17 protein-coding genes are annotated in these 17220 nt (G+C 45.2%); 9 read left to right on the forward strand and 8 right to left on the reverse strand.

What is annotated here, in order from left to right:
* From B3O12_RS05670 to B3O12_RS05680, 3 genes are all read right to left on the reverse strand, one after another.
* A complete protein-coding gene (locus B3O12_RS05670; RefSeq protein ID WP_286755602.1) occupies positions 1–1176 on the reverse strand; it encodes a trans-sulfuration enzyme family protein in 1176 nt (391 codons plus the stop codon).
* Between the two features lie 84 nt (positions 1177–1260).
* A complete protein-coding gene (locus B3O12_RS05675; RefSeq protein ID WP_286755603.1) occupies positions 1261–1869 on the reverse strand; it encodes an alpha-ketoglutarate-dependent dioxygenase AlkB family protein in 609 nt (202 codons plus the stop codon).
* 106 nt (positions 1870–1975) lie between these two features.
* On the reverse strand, positions 1976–2293 hold the full coding sequence (locus tag B3O12_RS05680) for a hypothetical protein (protein ID WP_286755604.1): 318 nt from the start codon (positions 2291–2293) through the stop codon (positions 1976–1978).
* A gap of 141 nt (positions 2294–2434) precedes the next feature.
* On the opposite strand from B3O12_RS05680, the gene B3O12_RS05685 reads away from it, so the two are divergent.
* From B3O12_RS05685 to B3O12_RS05705, 5 genes are all read left to right on the forward strand, one after another.
* On the forward strand, positions 2435–3217 hold the full coding sequence (locus B3O12_RS05685) for a DUF6503 family protein (RefSeq protein ID WP_189629343.1): 783 nt from the start codon (positions 2435–2437) through the stop codon (positions 3215–3217).
* 309 nt (positions 3218–3526) lie between these two features.
* Entirely contained in the window at positions 3527–4006 is a 480-nt protein-coding gene (locus B3O12_RS05690; RefSeq protein WP_189629344.1) for a nucleoid-structuring protein H-NS, read from the forward strand.
* Between the two features lie 7 nt (positions 4007–4013).
* Positions 4014–4595 carry a hypothetical protein gene (locus B3O12_RS05695; RefSeq protein WP_229838555.1) on the forward strand — a complete coding sequence of 194 codons (582 nt, stop codon included), beginning with the start codon at positions 4014–4016 and terminating at the stop codon, positions 4593–4595.
* Positions 4592–5428 carry a hypothetical protein gene (locus B3O12_RS05700; protein ID WP_229838556.1) on the forward strand — a complete coding sequence of 279 codons (837 nt, stop codon included), beginning with the start codon at positions 4592–4594 and terminating at the stop codon, positions 5426–5428. Before B3O12_RS05695 ends, B3O12_RS05700 begins: the two co-directional genes overlap by 4 nt.
* Entirely contained in the window at positions 5415–7850 is a 2436-nt protein-coding gene (locus B3O12_RS05705) for a leucine-rich repeat domain-containing protein (RefSeq protein ID WP_286755605.1), read from the forward strand. Before B3O12_RS05700 ends, B3O12_RS05705 begins: the two co-directional genes overlap by 14 nt.
* A 170-nt stretch (positions 7851–8020) precedes the next feature.
* Here B3O12_RS05705 and fabF read toward each other — a convergent pair whose 3' ends face one another.
* The gene (gene fabF / locus B3O12_RS05710) at positions 8021–9262 is read right to left on the reverse strand and encodes a beta-ketoacyl-ACP synthase II (protein WP_286755606.1); all 1242 of its coding nucleotides are present in this window, start codon (positions 9260–9262) and stop codon (positions 8021–8023) included.
* Complete coding sequence (locus B3O12_RS05715; protein WP_286755607.1) at positions 9259–9852, reverse strand: TetR/AcrR family transcriptional regulator; 594 nt, start codon at positions 9850–9852, stop codon at positions 9259–9261. Before B3O12_RS05715 ends, fabF begins: the two co-directional genes overlap by 4 nt.
* Before the next feature lie 225 nt (positions 9853–10077).
* Between B3O12_RS05715 and B3O12_RS05720 the strand changes: the two genes are divergently transcribed.
* On the forward strand, positions 10078–10623 hold the full coding sequence (locus B3O12_RS05720) for a DsrE family protein (protein WP_189629349.1): 546 nt from the start codon (positions 10078–10080) through the stop codon (positions 10621–10623).
* Here B3O12_RS05720 and B3O12_RS05725 read toward each other — a convergent pair.
* Positions 10620–12473, reverse strand: coding sequence for a glycosyltransferase (locus tag B3O12_RS05725; protein WP_286748189.1), 1854 nt, complete (start codon positions 12471–12473; stop codon positions 10620–10622). The genes B3O12_RS05720 and B3O12_RS05725 overlap by 4 nt on opposite strands.
* A gap of 106 nt (positions 12474–12579) precedes the next feature.
* Between B3O12_RS05725 and B3O12_RS05730 the strand changes: the two genes are divergently transcribed.
* Positions 12580–13116, forward strand: a complete 537-nt coding sequence (locus B3O12_RS05730; protein ID WP_189629351.1) for a DsrE family protein — start codon at positions 12580–12582, stop codon at positions 13114–13116.
* A 36-nt stretch (positions 13117–13152) separates the two neighbouring features.
* Here the strand turns inward: B3O12_RS05730 and B3O12_RS05735 are convergent, their stop codons facing one another.
* Positions 13153–14190, reverse strand: coding sequence for a zinc-dependent alcohol dehydrogenase family protein (locus B3O12_RS05735; protein ID WP_286755608.1), 1038 nt, complete (start codon positions 14188–14190; stop codon positions 13153–13155).
* A gap of 86 nt (positions 14191–14276) precedes the next feature.
* On the opposite strand from B3O12_RS05735, the gene B3O12_RS05740 reads away from it, so the two are divergent.
* Together B3O12_RS05740 and B3O12_RS05745 are read left to right on the forward strand one after the other, a co-directional pair.
* Entirely contained in the window at positions 14277–14927 is a 651-nt protein-coding gene (locus B3O12_RS05740) for a DUF4412 domain-containing protein (RefSeq protein WP_286755609.1), read from the forward strand.
* A 24-nt stretch (positions 14928–14951) separates the two neighbouring features.
* Positions 14952–15389: a cytochrome B gene (locus tag B3O12_RS05745; RefSeq protein WP_189629354.1), complete on the forward strand. Its 438-nt coding sequence runs from the start codon at positions 14952–14954 to the stop codon at positions 15387–15389.
* Positions 15390–15695: 306 nt separating this feature from the next.
* Here B3O12_RS05745 and B3O12_RS05750 read toward each other — a convergent pair whose 3' ends face one another.
* Positions 15696–17147, reverse strand: a complete 1452-nt coding sequence (locus B3O12_RS05750) for a M20 family peptidase (protein WP_286755610.1) — start codon at positions 17145–17147, stop codon at positions 15696–15698.
* Positions 17148–17220: the final 73 nt, after the last annotated feature.

Genomic DNA, 17220 nt, shown 5'->3' on the forward strand with positions numbered 1-17220 from the left:
TTATGCTTTTTCTAAAGCTTGTTGAATGTCTGAAATAATGTCGTCAATGTGTTCTAAACCCACCGAAACGCGAATGAGTTCTGGCGTGATTCCTACCTTTAATCGCTCCTCTTCGGTTAGCTTGGCGTGGGTGGTAGATGATGGGTGTGTGGCAATGGTTCGGCTATCGCCCAGATTGGCGGTGAGTGAACAAAGGCTAAGGTGATTCAGGAAATTGCGTCCGTTTTCTAACCCACCCTGAATACCAAAGGCAACCAAGGCTCCGCCCTTACTCATTTGTTTCTGTGCAATATCGAATTGAGGGTGGCTTCTAAGGCCGGGGTATTTAACCCAGTTTACTTTGGGGTGAGCTTCCAGGAATTCACTCAGAGCAAGTGCATTTTCGCAGTGTCGTTCCATGCGCACAGCCAGTGTTTCCAGACTTTTGGAAAGGACCCAGGCATTGAAAGGCGAGAGAGCTGGTCCCGTACTTCGGCTAAAGGCGTAAATTTCTTCAATAAGGTCTTTTCGACCAACCGTAATTCCTCCCAAAACGCGTCCCTGACCATCTATAAACTTAGTGGCTGAGTGAATCACCAAATCAGCTCCGAAGCGGATAGGCTGTTGAAGATAAGGGGTAGCAAAGCAATTGTCTACAATAAGTATTAGTCCATGCTCTTTGCAGAATTGCCCGGCAAACTCAAGGTCCACCAAATCTACACCGGGGTTGGTTGGTGTTTCCAGGTAAAACAACTTGGTGTTGGGCTGCAACGCATTTTCCCAGTCGGCAGTGGAGTTTACCTCTACATAGGTGGTTTCTATGTTCCATTTGGGCAATATTTTGGTGAAAACGGTATGAGTAGAGCCAAACACCGAACGGCAGCTTATGATGTGGTCTCCCGCATTGGCCAGGGCTGCAAAAGTAGAAAACACTGCAGCCATACCTGTAGCAAAAACATAGCCTGCTTCTGCACCCTCCATTTGACATAACTTGTCGGCCAATTCCTCAAAATTGGGATTGCTGAAGCGGCTATAAATATGGCGGTCGTTTTCACCGGCAAAGGCAGCCCGCATTTCTTCGGCATCATTGTATATAAAGCTGGAAGTCAAATACATGGGCGTGGAGTGCTCCTGTGCATGGGTGGGGGCAATCTGAGTTCTTATGGCCTGTGTTTCGAATTTCTGGTCTTTGCTCATGGCTGTGCTTGTGTGTTCAAAGTTAATTGAGTTTTATAGTTATGCTAAGACAAAAGCATTGTTGTTTGCTCAAAAATAGCTTGTCTAACCGACTATAGTTCTGAAGGTGAGATTAATTCGTGCACCATCGGCTTTTTTGCTGGGAGGTAGGGCATGCTGCCAATAGTCTTGTGTAGATCCCTTCATGAGTAACAGGCTTCCATTTTCCAATAGTTGTTCTACTTTGTTGCCCGAGTGTTGGTGTCGGAATACAAACTTTCGTTCGGTTCCCAGGCTTATGGAGGCTATAGCGCCTTCTCGTTTTAACTCGGGCTCGTTGTCGCTGTGCCAACTCATGCCCTCTTCTCCCGAATGATACAGGTTAAGCAAGCAGGAGTTGTATGTTTCTCCGGTAGCCAGTTCAGCCTTTTTTTTCAGCTCAATGAGTTCGTTAATCCACGGCAAGGCCTTTTTTGTGGTCTTAGAGTAGGTGTAGTCAAAGGGGTTGTCTCCATACCAGGCTACTTTTCGTTTAGTGGTAATCCGCTTGCCAAACATGAGCAACTCATCGTTTCTCCAGGCTATTTTCTCGAGCAATTTGCGAAAATAACGGTAGGCATCGTCAGGATGTATGAGAGCCCGGTAGTAATGAACTATACCGTCTTCCGGCAATATGTTTTCTTCCGGTTCGGGAGTGAAGTCAAATAATTGCATCGCTCGTGTTCAGGGGTTTGCCAATTGAATGGTTGCAAGTTGATCAAAAAATGCGTGAAATCGGTTCGGTTTTTAAACAACTCATGTGCCCGGGAGGCCAAAGAAGTCATCGGCCGCTTTTCATTCTGGCCAGAGCAATTTCGGCCAGAGCAATCCATTTGTCCATGTCGGTGGTCAAAACAAACCAGTCCTTTAGTGGCAGTTTGGTTTTGAAAGGATTGAGAAGAGTATAGTGATGAATGCCCTCGGAAGCCGGGTCGAAGTCTCTCCCCAGCCGGAAGCACATTTCGTTGTCCCAGTTGAATAGAAAGTTTTTGCCTTTGTATTGCAGGCCACGAGACGACATCATTTTGCCCTCCGTCACGTCAGCTTGGGTAGCAAAGTGATTGACGAGTGTTTCGAAAAATTGTTCTGCCTTATTCATATTACATTGTATGAGCAAAATATGCTGTTCTTCCGCTGTGTTTGGTTGCCTGCATTAACCGTTTGTAGAATAATGGGCTGTATGTTGGCTAACTGACACACTATGAGTGGTAAGAACTTCAACTTTGTAAAAAGTTAAGCTATGAAAAAGATTGTGCTTTTTTCTTTAATGACGCTGCTATGGGCCTGTGAAGGGACAAAAGTAGAGCAGAAAAAGGAAGAAACGGCTAAGGTAGACTATACCGCGCACCACGTTGAAGCCATAGATAAAGTATTTGAAGCTCATGGTGGCTATGAGCAATGGAGCAAGCTCAAAACCCTTGCTTACGAAATGGGCGGAAGCAAAACTCTGGTTGATTTGCAAAACCGCTATACTCGTATTGATTCGGAAAACCAGACAGTAGGTTTTGATGGCGAAAAGGTATGGGTAAATCCGCCCAGCGAAAATGCTGACCGTCAGCGCATGACTTACAACCTGATGTTTTACTTCTATGCCTTCCCGTTTGTGGTTGGTGACCCCGGAGTGAATTATGAGCCTTTGGAGCCAATAGAGCTTGCCGGACAGACTTATAACGCTGTGAAAATAACCTATAATGCAGGTGTTGGAGATGCCCCGAATGATCAATATATCATTCTTTCAGATCAGGAGACCAACCAGATGGAATGGCTAATGTATACCGCAACTTTTGGAGGAGAGCCTAGCGACCGGTTCAACCTAATTCGCTATAGTGGATGGCAAGAAGTGGGGGGTGTTAAGTTAGCTACGTCTTTGCAATGGCATCGGTTTGCCGATGGCGTGGCCGGAGCCCCTCGCGGTTCGGCCACGGTGTTTGAAAATGTGCGCGTATCGGTAGAGTACCCTTCGATGGATAATTTTAGAATGCCCGAAGGTGCTGTGGTGGCCAAAGACCCGGCCGGAGAATAGTTTTGTAATAACCCCTCTGCCCGGAGGGGTTATTGTTTTATTTGTGTGGAAGGTTGAGGCCCCACAACCAAGAGTGGTGGGAGTTATTTCTGCCAAACTTTCCTGTCAATTTCAGCTTACACTTTTATACCTCCGATAAAAGCATTTTCATTGTCAAACTGACAATGATTTTCTCATTTAGAAAATATTTTCATTTTCGACATCCACTTTCAGTGCCTTTTACGTTTAACGCGCTGATTGGAACACTATTTGTCCGATCGAAACAGAAAAATGAAAAAAAAGAGCAATTCTAAAACCCATTAAATTCAGATGAACAAAACAATCAGAAACCTAGCGCTACTTGCGCTTCTCCTCGTTTTTGTGGCTTCTTGTAAGAGCCAGAAAGCAGTGGTAGATGCCACTCCGGATGAGCCGGAAGTAGAACAACCTGCTCCTAAACCAGATCCTAAGCCGGAACCGGAGCCCGAACCCAAAAAAGATGTAAGAAGTGCTCCGGAACCTTCGCTGGACATGCGCCTCAATAATTACTTTGAAGCCATTGCCAATGCCAGTTCAACCGATGTGGCCAACCGAAATATTCGTGAAGCACTAGGGTTGTTTAACAGTGGCAATGCCCCTGTTCTCATTATTTTTTATCAGGCCAATGGTACTGAAGACTATGACGAGCCAACGGACATTACCAAGTACCTCAATTACATTAAAGACACAGGTAACAATGTGCACAAAGTGAAAGAAGTGGTTCGCGACCCGAGCGGAAAAATCAAAGAATTGGTGTTAGTGAGAAAATAAAATGAAGATGAACAGACGATATAATCAAATATTGGCCGTTGCCTTATTGACAGTGCTTACAGCATTTTCGGCTGTAGCTCAAAATGCAGTAGATCCTAACAGGGAAAAGGCCATCGATTCACTAGCCTTAGAAAAGGTTAGAGATTTGGGTAAGTACATTAAAATTATTGGCAACAAAAACACTCCTTATACCGAAGCTACCCGTGTGATGGACAGGGCAGAAGAGCTCTTTGCTCCGGGCAGTGAAATGGGGGTTTCGTCTTTAGCCAAAGAAGAGATTGAATACTATAAGGTGAGAGAGTACTTCAGACGCCTGATGGCTCTGAACTACGACAAAGTGACCATTGAATGGTACGATATTCACTACATCTCTAAGTTGGAAAGACAACCCGATGGTCGTTATGTAGGGGTGGTAACCATTTACCAGAAGTTTGAAGGTAGAAATGGTGATAAACTCGCCTATAAGGATACCACCAAAAAGGACATTACCATCTATGTGGAGAAAAAAGAGACCCAGATTGCCGGACGAACTATTGAGTTCTGGGATGTAATTTTGGGTGATATTCGAGTATCTGAAACAACCATATGATAAAGCAAGTACTGCTCATTTCGGGCATATTCATTTTCCTGGCCATTCAACCACTATCTGCACAGATTATTACCGATAATCAAAGAGTGGAGGAGCAATTACTGGCAAGTACAAAGCAGCTCAATCAGTTCTTCAGCCGTTTTAATGGTGAAGAAGATACCAGGGGAAGAGAGTTTGAACCGGATGACAGGCAATATCGAAATTCAAGATTAAGAAAAAGATACCTGAGCATTCTCTTCGATGAAGAGAATGCCGGGTTTTCTGAATCTCTCTTTCAGGAGTTTGTAGATAGGGTAACCAGTGATGCTGATCCGGTTTTTTTGAGCTTACGCTCAGACAACTGGTTTGCGGTGGTCAATACCACTTTTGCCTACAAGGGAAAGTCCGTTCCGCTCACACTCTATATGCAAATTCAGCAAGAAGGGCTGGGGTATGAGTGGGTGATTTCCGACCTTTCTTTCGAACCTTACAAGAGCCTGTTTAACAAACAGCGTGGTCAAACTAAGGAGTTTTTACACCCCATGAGTCACGAGCTGGACTTTATGAATCTGCGCAAGGCTATGGTAAAAAACGGAAGCCCTGAGTCCTATACACTCGCAGACTTTAAACCCGATTTTTTAACCCTTTTTCTCTATGAGGTTAAGATGGGTCACCTTGTATTCGAAACTGTAAACAGGGTTAATTTTCATTTCTTTACCGTTGATGGCTGGTATTTCTCACTCAGTAATTTCAACAGGCCGGGCTACAATACCGGTTGGCTCATTTCAGACCTGCTAAAAATTAATGCACAGCAGAAACAAGATCTGTTAAAGTTGTTGTATGACAAGAATTAAGGTTTTTGCTTTACTAGTACTGATGCTGGGCTTTCCTGGTCTTCAGGCACAGGAATTTGGCCCCGGAGCTCAGTCCGATCCTAAGATCGAACAGGCCAAGGGTATGGTCAATACGTTGGCCTATTATTTCAACCTTATTGGAGGCCAGCGAACCTCTCTGGCCGAAAAAGAGACCATAATTAATTCCAGCTACCTTAAACTGTTTGCCAATGAAAAAGTGCAGATAGAAGATGATTTGCAGGAAGACAGGTCTACCGTCATCTACAAAGATGTTCAGGCATACTTGAAAGACATTGACTTCTTTTTTGAAGATGCCCTTTTTGAGTTTGAAATCGATACTGTGCAGCGCCTGCTCAAAGCCGATAGCACCCCTTACTATCGGGTGGAACTCATACGCAACCTAAGCGCTGTTAGTTTATTGGGCGATTCGGTAAATACCACACGCAAACGGTACATAGAACTCAATCTCGACACCAAAGGACAGGAACTAAAAATTGCCAGTATATACACCACCAAAATGAGCAAAGAGAAGCAATTGCGCGAGTGGTGGGCAGGCTTAACTCTTGCCTGGAAAAAGGTTTTTCAAAAGAAATTGGGTGTTTTTTATGATAGCCTCTCCAATGATGAACTCTTTTCGCTGGTTACCATGGATTCACTCGATATAAGTGGTAATGATCTTATTCTGGATATAGAACCCATTTACCAGCTTACCGCACTAAAACACCTGAAGATAAGTAATACCTGGGTGAACGACCTGCGGCCATTGCTGTCCATTAATAAGCTGCAATCGCTCGATGTTTCCAATACCTCAGTTTTCGATCTGCAATACCTCAAATACCACAAAGACATTCGAAAGCTCAATTTGAGCAACTGCCATGTAGAAGATTTCGGTGTACTCAAACAGTTCGAAAAGCTATCAGAGCTCAATCTGAATGGTATAGCCGGGACCAACCTTACATTTTTGGGCGATCTTAAGAATTTGGAGGTTGTCAGACTTCAAGACGCCAAAGGCTTAAATGGATTTGATTTCGGCCGACTCGCGAAGGTGAAGGCTCTTTATTTAAAGAACAGCGATCTCACCGGTCTCAATGGTTTTGAGCGACTTACCCTGTTGGAGGAACTGGATATTTCAGGTACAGAGGTGCAAAGCCTTGATGCGCTGGGTCAACTCAGGCAACTAAAAACCATTCGGTTGGATAATACCGAAATTCACGATATCACTCCTCTCATGGGGTTGCCCCAATTAAAGCGTGTGTACGCCAATGGAACCAGCATGACTAACGAAATGGTGGCTGAATTTACAGCAAAGAGCAAGGCATTACTCATCACCAACGCAGATCAACTCCTTGCCTGGTGGCAAAACATGCCCGTGGGTTTGAAGGCCAGATTACAACCACTTCTCGATACCATGTTTCCATCGGTAGAAGAACTATCGGCTCTCACACGCATTGACTCTTTGAATGCCGAAGATGCCGGTCTTCAAAATCTGGATTTTTTGGAGCGATTTCAATCCTTGCAATACCTTAACCTGAGCGGAAACCGAATCAATCAACTGGATGGAGCGAGGTTATCGAGCCGCCTGGTAGAAATTCAAATGAATAATACCGACCTGAATGCCCTGGTAAACTTGTCCAGGCTACCGCAACTGGAAGTGTTTGAAGCAAGGAACACCGCGCTGAAAGACCTAAAGCCGTTTGTGGAGACTCCAAAAATCAGGTTGATAGATGTAGATGGTGCTCAGGCAGGTACTAAAGAAGTGGCCGAACTATTGGCCCGAAGGCCACAGGTGAATATACGCTTTAAGACCAAAGAGCTAGTGAACTGGTGGTCGTCTATGCCGCAAAGTGTAAAAAAGTCTTTGAGAGATCAGGCTGCTCTGGACGATAAGCCAAATCCGGACGAGTTGCATGCACTAATTGCCAGAGAGCAGCTTGTTTTCCAAAACATAGCGTTGACCGAGAGCTTTCAAGCAAGCCTTGATCATTTCTACCGTTTAAAGTCCCTAACCCTTCAGCAGTCTCGAGTGTCGCAAGTAGCTGATTTGCCGCAGTTGCCTGCATTGCAGGAGTTGGCGCTTTTGCAAATGCCTATTAAAGACTTAACGGGGCTTTCAGCAAAATACCCGCAGCTTAAACGACTCAACATTACCAACACGGCCGTGGAGGACTTACGACCTTTGGAATCGTTGGTTAGTTTGGAGTATATCAATTTTTCCGGAACACCCGTCAAACGATTCAGAGGACTGGAAAAGCTGACTAATCTAAAAGAAATAGACTGCTCCAACACCAAAGTTTTCAAGTTGGATAAACTTACCGCCCTTAAGAAGCTTGAGAAAATTACCTGCTTTAATACCGGGTTGCGTCAAAACGATATTGATAAACTTCTGGAAAGCCTCCCCAATGTGGAAGTAGTGTTCTATTAAGACATCATTCATCGTGCTTGTTTACAGTGAATTACCTGCCAACAGTTGGGCTGCCCATTATTCCGGGCCAACTTTTAAAAAGCCGGAGATGTAGAGGGTTTCTACATTTGATGTGCCTTACACTGCCCTGGCGGCCTGGTTCAGCCGCCAGAGAGAAGGTGCACAAGCGATTATTCAAAGCGTTTAAAAATAGCGGTGGCAATATGCCCGCCAAAGCCAAAGGTGTTGCTCATGGCGTAGCGAATATCGTGAGCCTGCGCCTTGCCTAAGGTCAGATCGAACTTCTTGTCCCAGTCCTCATCTACTTCTTTGGTATTAATGGTCGGAGGAACAGTACCGTCTTCAATTGCCTTAATGCTGGCAATTGCCTCTATGGCTCCCGCTGCTCCAAGCAAATGGCCTGTCATAGATTTAGTGGCCGATAGCTTTAGGTTTGGCTCTGTTCCAAAAACTCTTTCAACGGCTATTAACTCGCTCTGGTCTCCAATAGGGGTGGAGGTGGCGTGAAGGTTAATATAGTCAATGTCATTGGCGGTAATTCCGGCATCTTCCAGTGCTTCATTCATGCCCAGAAAGGCCCCTTCACCCTCAGGGTGTGTGCCGGTGAGGTGATAAGCATCTGCAGCCATTCCGCCTCCTGCCACTTCGGCAATTATGTTGGCTCCGCGAGCGCGGGCATGTTCATACTCCTCCAGAATCAAAGCCCCGGCTCCTTCGCCCATCACAAAACCATCGCGGGTTTTATCGAAAGGCCTGGAAGCTGTGGTTGCTTGCTCGTTGTTGGTACTTAAGGCCCTGGAGGCAGTAAAACCACCGAGTCCGGCTGCGGTTATCGGTGCTTCAGAGCCACCGGTAATTATCATGTTGGCCTTGCCCCAGCGGATGTAGTTAAAAGCATCGATTATGGCGGTAGTGCCTGTGGCGCAGGCCGAAATACAGGTAAAGTTGATGCCCCGCAGCCCATATCTCATAGAAATGACACCTGAAGCAATGTCTGCAATGATTTTAGGAATGAAGAAGGGGTTGAATTTTGGATTCTCTTCACGCTTTACGTAGTCAATCATTTCTTCTGTAAAGGTTTCGATACCACCATTACCCGAGCCCCAGATTACTCCAATCTTATTTCTGTTCAAAGTTTCAAAGTCTATTTTGGCATGTTGCACAGCTTCCTCAACTGCCACCAATGCATAAGATGTAAATCTGTCATACTTGCGCGACTCACTTCGCGGAATATGGTCTTCCAGGTTGAAATTTTTTAGTTCGCAGGCAAAATGCGTTTTAAACTTGCTGGTGTCGAAGCGGGTAATTTCTCCCGCCCCGCTTACCCCTGCTTTCAGGTTGGCCCAGTAATCGTTTAGATTGTTACCGATTGGGGTCAGTGCCCCCATTCCGGTTATTACCACTCTTTTCATTGCTTTAATTCCTTTTCTACTATTGTTTTTAAATGATTTAAGAGGCCATGAAAGCCTCTGGCGTTTTGTGTGCTTTTAGCCAAAAGAATGGATCCCTCAATGCCTGCTATTATCAGATTGGCCACATCGCTCGCCTCTATTTCTGCCTTAAATTCACCGGATTGTTGTCCTTCCAGAATAATTCCTTCCAACTCATACTTCCAGTTTTCAAAAGTTTTTTTAACCCTTTCTTTTAGTAGTGGGTAGCCGTCATCAGCTTCTACTGAGCTATTCATTAGGGCACAACCACCATTGTTATATACTTGCTCAAAACTGTCTTCATAAAATTGAAAGAACCTTTCCACTTTGGTCCAGGCGTTGCCCGTTGAGGCCAGGGCTTTATAAAGTCCCTTCTGAAAGAACTTAAGATTATGTTCAAAGCAGGCCAATGCCAGCTGGTCTTTGTCTTTAAAGTTGCCATATATAGCTCCCTTTGTTAAACCTGTGGCAGTTGTAATATCACTCAGTGAGGTTCCGTATGCTCCCTTTTTGTTAAAGATGGGGGCAACCCGCTCTATTATAAACTGTTTGGTTCGGTCGGCTTTGGACATGTAGTACAAAAATATACCAATCGGTATAAATATTCAAATTTTCAATGAAGATATGCGATTTGCCCCTGAACCACAGTTAGTCAATCATTTCAGTATCTAAGTAATTGGACTACTTAATGAAGCCGCAAGAAGTAAATTTCTGGAGCCTGCCTCCAAACCATATAAATGAGTAGTGCGGTAAATAATAATATGCTTACTTTTCTACATCGATAAACAATTAAGGGTATGAAAATCAGGTTTTTAGGAGTGTTTTTTTTGATGCTGTGCTTCCATCAGAGCTTTTCTCAGCGAGAGTGGGCCAACCCAATTATCAAGGACTATGGGCGCATACTGGACCTCGAAGAGGTAGATGTGCGGCCCGATGCTTCTATGGAGTATAAGATTGTGATAGAGCTTATTCATAAAATGGATAACCCTGAACGTATTAACTTTTCGGCTACAAATGTGGCCAGGCTCATTAATCTTCATGCGGTGGGTGGTGTGTCTAAAGACAAGTTAAAGGTGGCGGTGGTTATTCATGCCGAGGCCACCAACTCAGTAATCAATAATGAGGCATATCGGGATAAATACGATGGAAAAGACAATCCATACATTCCCTTGTATGAGCAGTTGGCGGCCAATGGAGTGGAGGTAATCGTGTGTGGTCAATCGCTCAATCTCTATGGGCACGATAAATCTAAAGTTATTCCTCAGGTAAAGGTGGCCACTTCCGCGTTGACAGCCGTAAGCACCTTTCAGCTGAGGGGGTACGCCTATTTTAAATGGGATTAACCCATGGCAATGGTATAGGCTCGGAGGTATTGGTCTACCAATTGATGCCAATCGAAGGTTTGAGAGAATTCTTCCAGCTTATTGCGTTTTATGGCGCGGTAGTTATAGTTGGTTTTTGAGAACTGAAGCATCATTCGTGTAAGGTCATTTACCACTTCATCTTCCGATTTGTTCTTACGTTGAAGCACAAAAACACCTGTTTCTTCAGAATCGTCATTGATGTTTTGGGTGTAACTACCAAAACCCGAAAGGTCGCTGGTAATGGTAGGTACTCCCCGGGCAATACATTCCAGGGGTGTATAGCCCCAGGGTTCGTAGTAGCTTGGAAAAATACCAAGGTGGCAACCTCTTACAAACTGTGAGTACTCCAAGCCAAACAGTGGGTTGGTAGGGGCAATGAATTCCGGATGAAAAACCACCTTCACCTTATCTAATGGACTGTTGAACAGCTGTTGCTCTCTCAGCCCATTGAGTATAGGGTCTTCCTGATCATTTTCCAGCAAGTGGGTGACAATCAAAGGCCATTGGTCAGTTTTCCACGATTGAATAGCTCTGCGGTACCGTAGGCGCCAGTAGTCCGACACAAATTGATTGAGGTCGGGGAGTTGATAATTATCTTTGGCCGATGCTGCACTTTTTAGAAGGTTGGAGGCAATCTCTTGCTCTACCGATTTGCAGGTGTTTTTAAGTTCTTCTAGCATGGCTTTGGCTTCCAGTACCACAGGGTTAAAAGATTTAACCCTGGCATTGGTAATAAAAAACATCACTATGGTCACATCCACACGCTCTTGTATGAGTCGCTCGTTGAGCTTCTTTAGGGCCTTAATGGTAATGTCGTAACCTTTGTTTTCATATTCATAGCGGCCGCTGGTAAAGAAGAAAAGAGTTTTGTCCAGGTCGAAGGGGGAGGAGTTAAAAAAGTGGCCGATTACAAAGTTTTCAATGTTCTTCTTGTACTTTTCGTGCCGTATTTGCACCCTGTGCAGGTTTTGAAACCGCTGAATGTTAATGCCGTTTGGGGTAATGTGATGGGGTTTTTGCCCCAGAAGTGCCTCACATTCCTGAGCCGTTATCTCGCTCACCGTAGTAAAGCAGTCAGCCTTTTGAGCGCCTTTCTTTTCTAACTGATGAATAGAGGGAATTCCGTAGCGTTTGGCCATAGCCTCATCATCAATCTCGTGCATTATGTCGTAAAAATTTTTGTGTGTTATGGCTAAAACCCTGCCCAAGCGGGTGGCATGTGTTGTAAAAATGGTTTTTACCTTTTGCAGCTCTGTACCTACCTGAAGTAGGGCTGGGCATACCATCCACTCGTGTCCGTGAAAAAGAATTGGGTTCTTTTCCTTTTTTTCCAGAACCTGAAAGAACTGAAATACCATATCGCACCATTGCAGGCATACATCGTAAAGTGAATCATCACTACCCACCGGTATGCCAAACTGGTCGTTCAATTGTTTTTTAATGCTGCCCAGGCGGCTGAAGGCATTTTCTGGATTGAGTAAAACAGTTTTGGGCCTGCCACTCACCAACCAAGTGCCATAACGCACCTCGTAGCCTTTGTTCTCCAACTCGGCCACGGCCTGGCCTATGGGAGAATCTCTTTCTGCAATGGCTTCAAACTCTGCGTCTACCCCATCATTGACCAAGGGTCCCAAAAGACAATAATTCGATCCAAACTTTTCGATTGTAGCCGGAAGCTTGGATCGAATTACTGTGTATATGCCTCCCAATTGGTTGCAAATTTCCCACGAAGCCTCAATAAGTAGTTGGTTGTTGGGTGCCTGAGCCATGCGCTTAAAGTTTGTTTCAATATATGGTATGAGCGTATGCTTATCAAACCTCAACACCACGAAGCACTTATTTTTAACCGTGGTTTAACACAAGACAGCCATTCTTCAATATGCGCTGTAGTTTTCTGGCTATTTTTTGTTAATTGACCTCAAACCCAAAAACACAATGACCAAGATATTTTGCATACTCCTCATTGGCCTTGCGTCCTGCTTCGCTATACAAGCTCAGGAAATGGTGAATCCTGTGATTCAAAGTTTTGGTGCTATTATGAATGCCCCGCATGCCACCGAAAAACCCGATCCAACTATGAAGTACAAAGTGGTAATAGATATTGCCACAGGAAGTTCAAACCCCAAAGAGCCTATGTACTCGCTGGTGAATGTGGCCCGGTTACTCAATTTGCATGCTATGGGAGGGGTGCCCAAAGAAAATATGGAAGTAGTGTTGGCTATACATGCCGGTGCTGTTTGGTCGGTGCTAGACAATGAAGCTTATAAAGCCAAATACGAAGTAGATAACCCCCATTTGCCGCTTTTTAAGGAGCTGCAAGAAGCCGGGGTGAAAATCTTTGTGTGCAGTCAATCCATGATGGGCAGAAACATTGATCATACACGGTTGGCTCCGGGGCTGGAAACAGCCACTTCAATGCTCACCACCATGACCACCTATCAGTTGAAAGGATTTGCGGCACTAAAATTCTAATAATAAACCAAGGAGACACCGGGGTGTGGCCGACTCTTAAAAGCGAGTAATTATGCTGACGCCCGGAAGCCCTTCGGTGCCTATTTTGGGCAAAAGCCTGCAGGCGTCTTCCAAGCTAATTTCGCTGTCAATCATTCGTTCAGGCTTAAGTCGGCCGGAAGCTATTTGTGCCATCATCTCTGGATACGCATGAGCCTGCATACCATGGCTTCCCAGTATTTCCAATTCGTTGGCCACTACTAGTTGCATGGGCAGCCTGGGTTCAAAATCGTTGCCTGCCAGTAACCCCACCTGCACGTGGCGTCCGCGTTTTCTTAAGTTGGCCACCGAATTGTAAGCAGTGTGTTTGCTACCCAAAGCATCAATAGAAAGGTGAGCCCCTCCATGACTTGCTTCTTTTACGGCCTCAACCACCTCCACTTCGCGTGCATTTACCAGTACATCGGCACCCAAGTGCTGAGCCAGAGAAAGTGCTTTTGGCTGAATGTCTATGGCAATTACCTGTGCTCCGGCTGCTTTGGCAATCATAAGGGCCGAAAGGCCAACACCACCACAGCCATGAATAGCTACCCATTCTCCCTGTTTTAACCTTCCCTGATGAACCACAGCCCGATACGAGGTGATGAATCTACAGCCCAGGCTGGCTGCAGTTCGGAACTCCACACTGTCTGGTAGCTTTACCAGATTCACATCGGCATAGTGAATACTCACATACTCCGCAAAACTGCCCCAATGGGTAAATCCCGGCTGAAATTGGTGGTCGCAGACCTGATGATTACCGCTGGTGCATTGTTCGCAGTGGCCACAGCCGCCTACAAAAGGCACGGTTACCCTGTCGCCCACCTTAAAGCGTTTTACACCCTTGCCGGTTTCTACAATGGTACCGGCCAGTTCATGTCCCGGTACATGGGGCAAACGAATGTCTGCATCGTGTCCCATCCACCCATGCCAGTCCGACCGGCATAAGCCGGTAGCATTTACCTGTAGTACTACTCCCCCGGCTACCACCGAAGGATCCGGAACGGTTTCTATAGATATGGGGCCACCAAACGTATCAAAAATTGCAGCTTTCATCAATCCTGAAAATTATTCCATCATTTCACACCTCAATCGTCTACGGTGTTTACATGATCGTTACATTTGAATATAAATCAATAGTTATGAAAAAGTTATTTCTCCTCCTAAGCATTTGCTCAATTGTAGTCTTGAGCTCCTTTACCTCTGAAACTAAACGTTTTGAAGGCGACATAATCTACAGCATTACCTATGTGCAATTACCAGACGATTTGAAAGGCTATGAGTCTATGCTTCCCGGTGAGATCACCATGACCATCTCCGGCAACAAATCAATGTTGCGTCAGGAGGTTATGGGGGGTAGCCAAACTATTATCTCAGATGAAACATCGCGCACGGGAGAAATAATGATGGATATGATGGGGCAAAAATTCCATATCAAGCTAAGCAAAGAAGACATTGAAAAAGAAGAAGAGTCCATGGGTGAATCAACCGTAAAATCGCTTGAAGGCTCAAAAACCATTTTGGGTTATAAGTGTCAAAAAGGCCAGCTTATTAATGGTGGACAAACCATAGACGTTTGGTATACCAAACAAATCGATGCCACTCATAAGGAATTTGAAAAGCTTAATGGTTTTCCTCTGGAGTATGAAACAGAGGAGCAGGGCATGAAAATGCGCATAACAGCCACCAAGGTAGCCGAGCGTAAAGTAGATCCAAAAGAATTTGCCGTTCCCGAGGGATACACCACTTACACCATGGCTGAGTTCGAAAAGCTTATGGGGGGCGGCTATTAATTTTCAACCTTAAACAATTATCTCATGTATACAGGACTTTTACATGCACATTCGGGCCTCCGGTGGGTAGTGCTCATTCTACTCATTGCGGCCATATTCAACGCCTTTGGTAAGAAAAATGGAGGCGTATGGACGGCCAAAGACAAAAAGATTACACTTTTTGCTATGGTGTTTACCCATATCCAACTGGTCTTGGGTATTATACTCTATTTTATGTCGCCTAAGGTGCAGTTTGTTGAAGGGTTTATGCAAAACCCGGTATATCGTTTCTTTGCGGTAGAACACATCACGCTCATGATCATTGCTATAGCCCTCATCACCATTGGCTACAGCAAGGCTAAAAGAGCTGCCACCGATGCAAAGAAATTTGGTGCCGTGGCCACCTTCTATCTTGTGGGCCTTATTTTAATACTTGCTTCAATTCCCTGGCCCTTCCGAAATCTGGGCTCAGGCTGGTTCTGATAAAAGCCCCTGCCGGTAGCAATCTAGCTGCTGGCAGGGATTTACCTTTCCCCTTAGTTTTAGTCTTTATAGTGGCCCTTTCAAGGCGCAACTAGAACATGGCCTGTGTCCAAGGTGTCAGGCATATATCTATTCTGACACATCAGCTACTTGCTTTTTTGGGCGTGCCCCAAGGGTCGGGCTATTCGCTACTACTCCTCACCCGAGTAACTCGGGTTGCGGGGTATCCGCTGCTATCCCTCACGCTATAGCCAAAGCTCAGGAGGTACCCCCCCATAGTTGGGCGATTAAAGAGACTTCCGGCCTCTAGTTGCTGTTTAGAATCAGCTGTCGGTAAAAACGGATGGCGTTGGCGTAGTCTTCCAACAAAATATGTTCGTCAATACCATGAAAGGTATTAATGTTATCCTCGTTGACGTGGTAAGGTACAAAGCGATACACATGTTTGCTGATTAATGAGAAATGCCGGGCATCAGTGGCTCCAATTACCAGGTTTGGTGCAGTGTGGGTATCTTCAAAAATTTGCTTTATGCTTCGGTTAATCCACTCATAGCCTTTACTGTCAGTGGGCGAAACAGGCGATGGGTTGGAGTTGAAACCATAAAATCGGGCCTTTACCCTGTTATCATCAATCACCTCAATAGCATGTTTCAATACTTCCTCAGCCGTTTGACCCGGAATAATTCTAAAGTTTACCAGAGCGCGGGCTGTAGTGGGAATCACATTTTCTTTAATTCCTGCTTCGAAAATGGTTGGAGCAGTGGTGGTTCGCACCAAGGCATTACCGGCATTGCTTGCGTTTTCGTAGGTGGTTACAATCAGTGAACTGAATAGCTTTCGGTTGGCAAATGCCATTTTGTTAATAAAGCCCATCTCTGGCCCAAGTTGTTCTATAAAACCCTGCATGGCATCGGAGATTGAGGCCGGCAGTGGCTCGGCCTTTAGTTTGGCTACCGCTCCGGCTAGCACATCTATAGCTGTTTCTTTAGCCGGTTGAGAGGAGTGGCCGCCCTCCATATCTACTGTAAATTCAATGGTAGTGGAGCCCTTTTCTGCCACACCAATCATGGCTACGTCACGGTCTACTCCCGGCACCAGCCCTTGCGTAATGGCGTAGCCTTCATCCAGTACGTATTCTGCTTCAATCCCCTGATTTTTCAAGAAGCTTGCTATGGTTTTGGCGCCCAGTTCGCCTCCCACCTCTTCATCGTGTCCAAAGGCCAGGTAAAGTGTTCTTTTCGGTTGAAAACCCTCGGCCAGTAAGAGCTCTACAGCTTCCATAATGCCCACCACCGAAAATTTATCGTCAATGGTACCTCGTCCCCATATTTTGCCATCCTTTATTTGCCCTTCAAAAGGTTCTACGGTCCATTTCTCGGGAGAAGCTATCGGTACCACATCAATATGCCCCATTAGTACCATGGGCTTTAATTCTGTATGCGAACCCTCCCATTTGTAAAGGTGGCTAAAGCCATTAAATACCCTATGTTCCAGAAGGCTATCGGCCAAAGGGTAGGTTGTTTTAAGGAATGCATTGAAAAGGCTAAACTGCGAAGAGTCAAATTTGGCCGGGTCTTCGAAGGAGATGGTTTTTAGTCTCAGCGCCTCTTGCAAATGAGCGGTAGCACTAGCCGGAACGTCTATCTTTTCTACCAGGGCAACCTCCAGCTGTTTGGAGCTAAAAGTAAAGGTTTTAAAGAGAATATAGCCTACAAGTGCTACTAATAGCAGAAGTACTGAAACCAGTAGTTTTTTCATACTTAAAGTTAGCCGAAAACCTGTGAAGCTTTAAATAAAACTGAGTTCGATGTACGAAAAGAACGTCATGCCG

The sequence above is a fragment of the Roseivirga sp. UBA838 genome (assembly GCF_002296035.1).
Classification (GTDB): domain Bacteria; phylum Bacteroidota; class Bacteroidia; order Cytophagales; family Cyclobacteriaceae; genus Roseivirga; species Roseivirga thermotolerans.

What these genes read in the sequence shown, in the direction of transcription:
- B3O12_RS05670 (WP_286755602.1), bottom strand. Translation starts at nt 1,176, where the DNA reads ATGAGCAAAGACCAGAAATTCGAAACACAGGCCATAAGAACTCAGATT.
- B3O12_RS05675 (WP_286755603.1), bottom strand. Translation starts at nt 1,869, where the DNA reads ATGCAATTATTTGACTTCACTCCCGAACCGGAAGAAAACATATTGCCG.
- B3O12_RS05680 (WP_286755604.1), bottom strand. Translation starts at nt 2,293, where the DNA reads ATGAATAAGGCAGAACAATTTTTCGAAACACTCGTCAATCACTTTGCT.
- B3O12_RS05685 (WP_189629343.1), top strand. Translation starts at nt 2,435, where the DNA reads ATGAAAAAGATTGTGCTTTTTTCTTTAATGACGCTGCTATGGGCCTGT.
- B3O12_RS05690 (WP_189629344.1), top strand. Translation starts at nt 3,527, where the DNA reads ATGAACAAAACAATCAGAAACCTAGCGCTACTTGCGCTTCTCCTCGTT.
- B3O12_RS05695 (WP_229838555.1), top strand. Translation starts at nt 4,014, where the DNA reads ATGAACAGACGATATAATCAAATATTGGCCGTTGCCTTATTGACAGTG.
- B3O12_RS05700 (WP_229838556.1), top strand. Translation starts at nt 4,592, where the DNA reads ATGATAAAGCAAGTACTGCTCATTTCGGGCATATTCATTTTCCTGGCC.
- B3O12_RS05705 (WP_286755605.1), top strand. Translation starts at nt 5,415, where the DNA reads ATGACAAGAATTAAGGTTTTTGCTTTACTAGTACTGATGCTGGGCTTT.
- fabF (WP_286755606.1), bottom strand. Translation starts at nt 9,262, where the DNA reads ATGAAAAGAGTGGTAATAACCGGAATGGGGGCACTGACCCCAATCGGT.
- B3O12_RS05715 (WP_286755607.1), bottom strand. Translation starts at nt 9,852, where the DNA reads ATGTCCAAAGCCGACCGAACCAAACAGTTTATAATAGAGCGGGTTGCC.
- B3O12_RS05720 (WP_189629349.1), top strand. Translation starts at nt 10,078, where the DNA reads ATGAAAATCAGGTTTTTAGGAGTGTTTTTTTTGATGCTGTGCTTCCAT.
- B3O12_RS05730 (WP_189629351.1), top strand. Translation starts at nt 12,580, where the DNA reads ATGACCAAGATATTTTGCATACTCCTCATTGGCCTTGCGTCCTGCTTC.
- B3O12_RS05735 (WP_286755608.1), bottom strand. Translation starts at nt 14,190, where the DNA reads ATGAAAGCTGCAATTTTTGATACGTTTGGTGGCCCCATATCTATAGAA.
- B3O12_RS05740 (WP_286755609.1), top strand. Translation starts at nt 14,277, where the DNA reads ATGAAAAAGTTATTTCTCCTCCTAAGCATTTGCTCAATTGTAGTCTTG.
- B3O12_RS05745 (WP_189629354.1), top strand. Translation starts at nt 14,952, where the DNA reads ATGTATACAGGACTTTTACATGCACATTCGGGCCTCCGGTGGGTAGTG.
- B3O12_RS05750 (WP_286755610.1), bottom strand. Translation starts at nt 17,147, where the DNA reads ATGAAAAAACTACTGGTTTCAGTACTTCTGCTATTAGTAGCACTTGTA.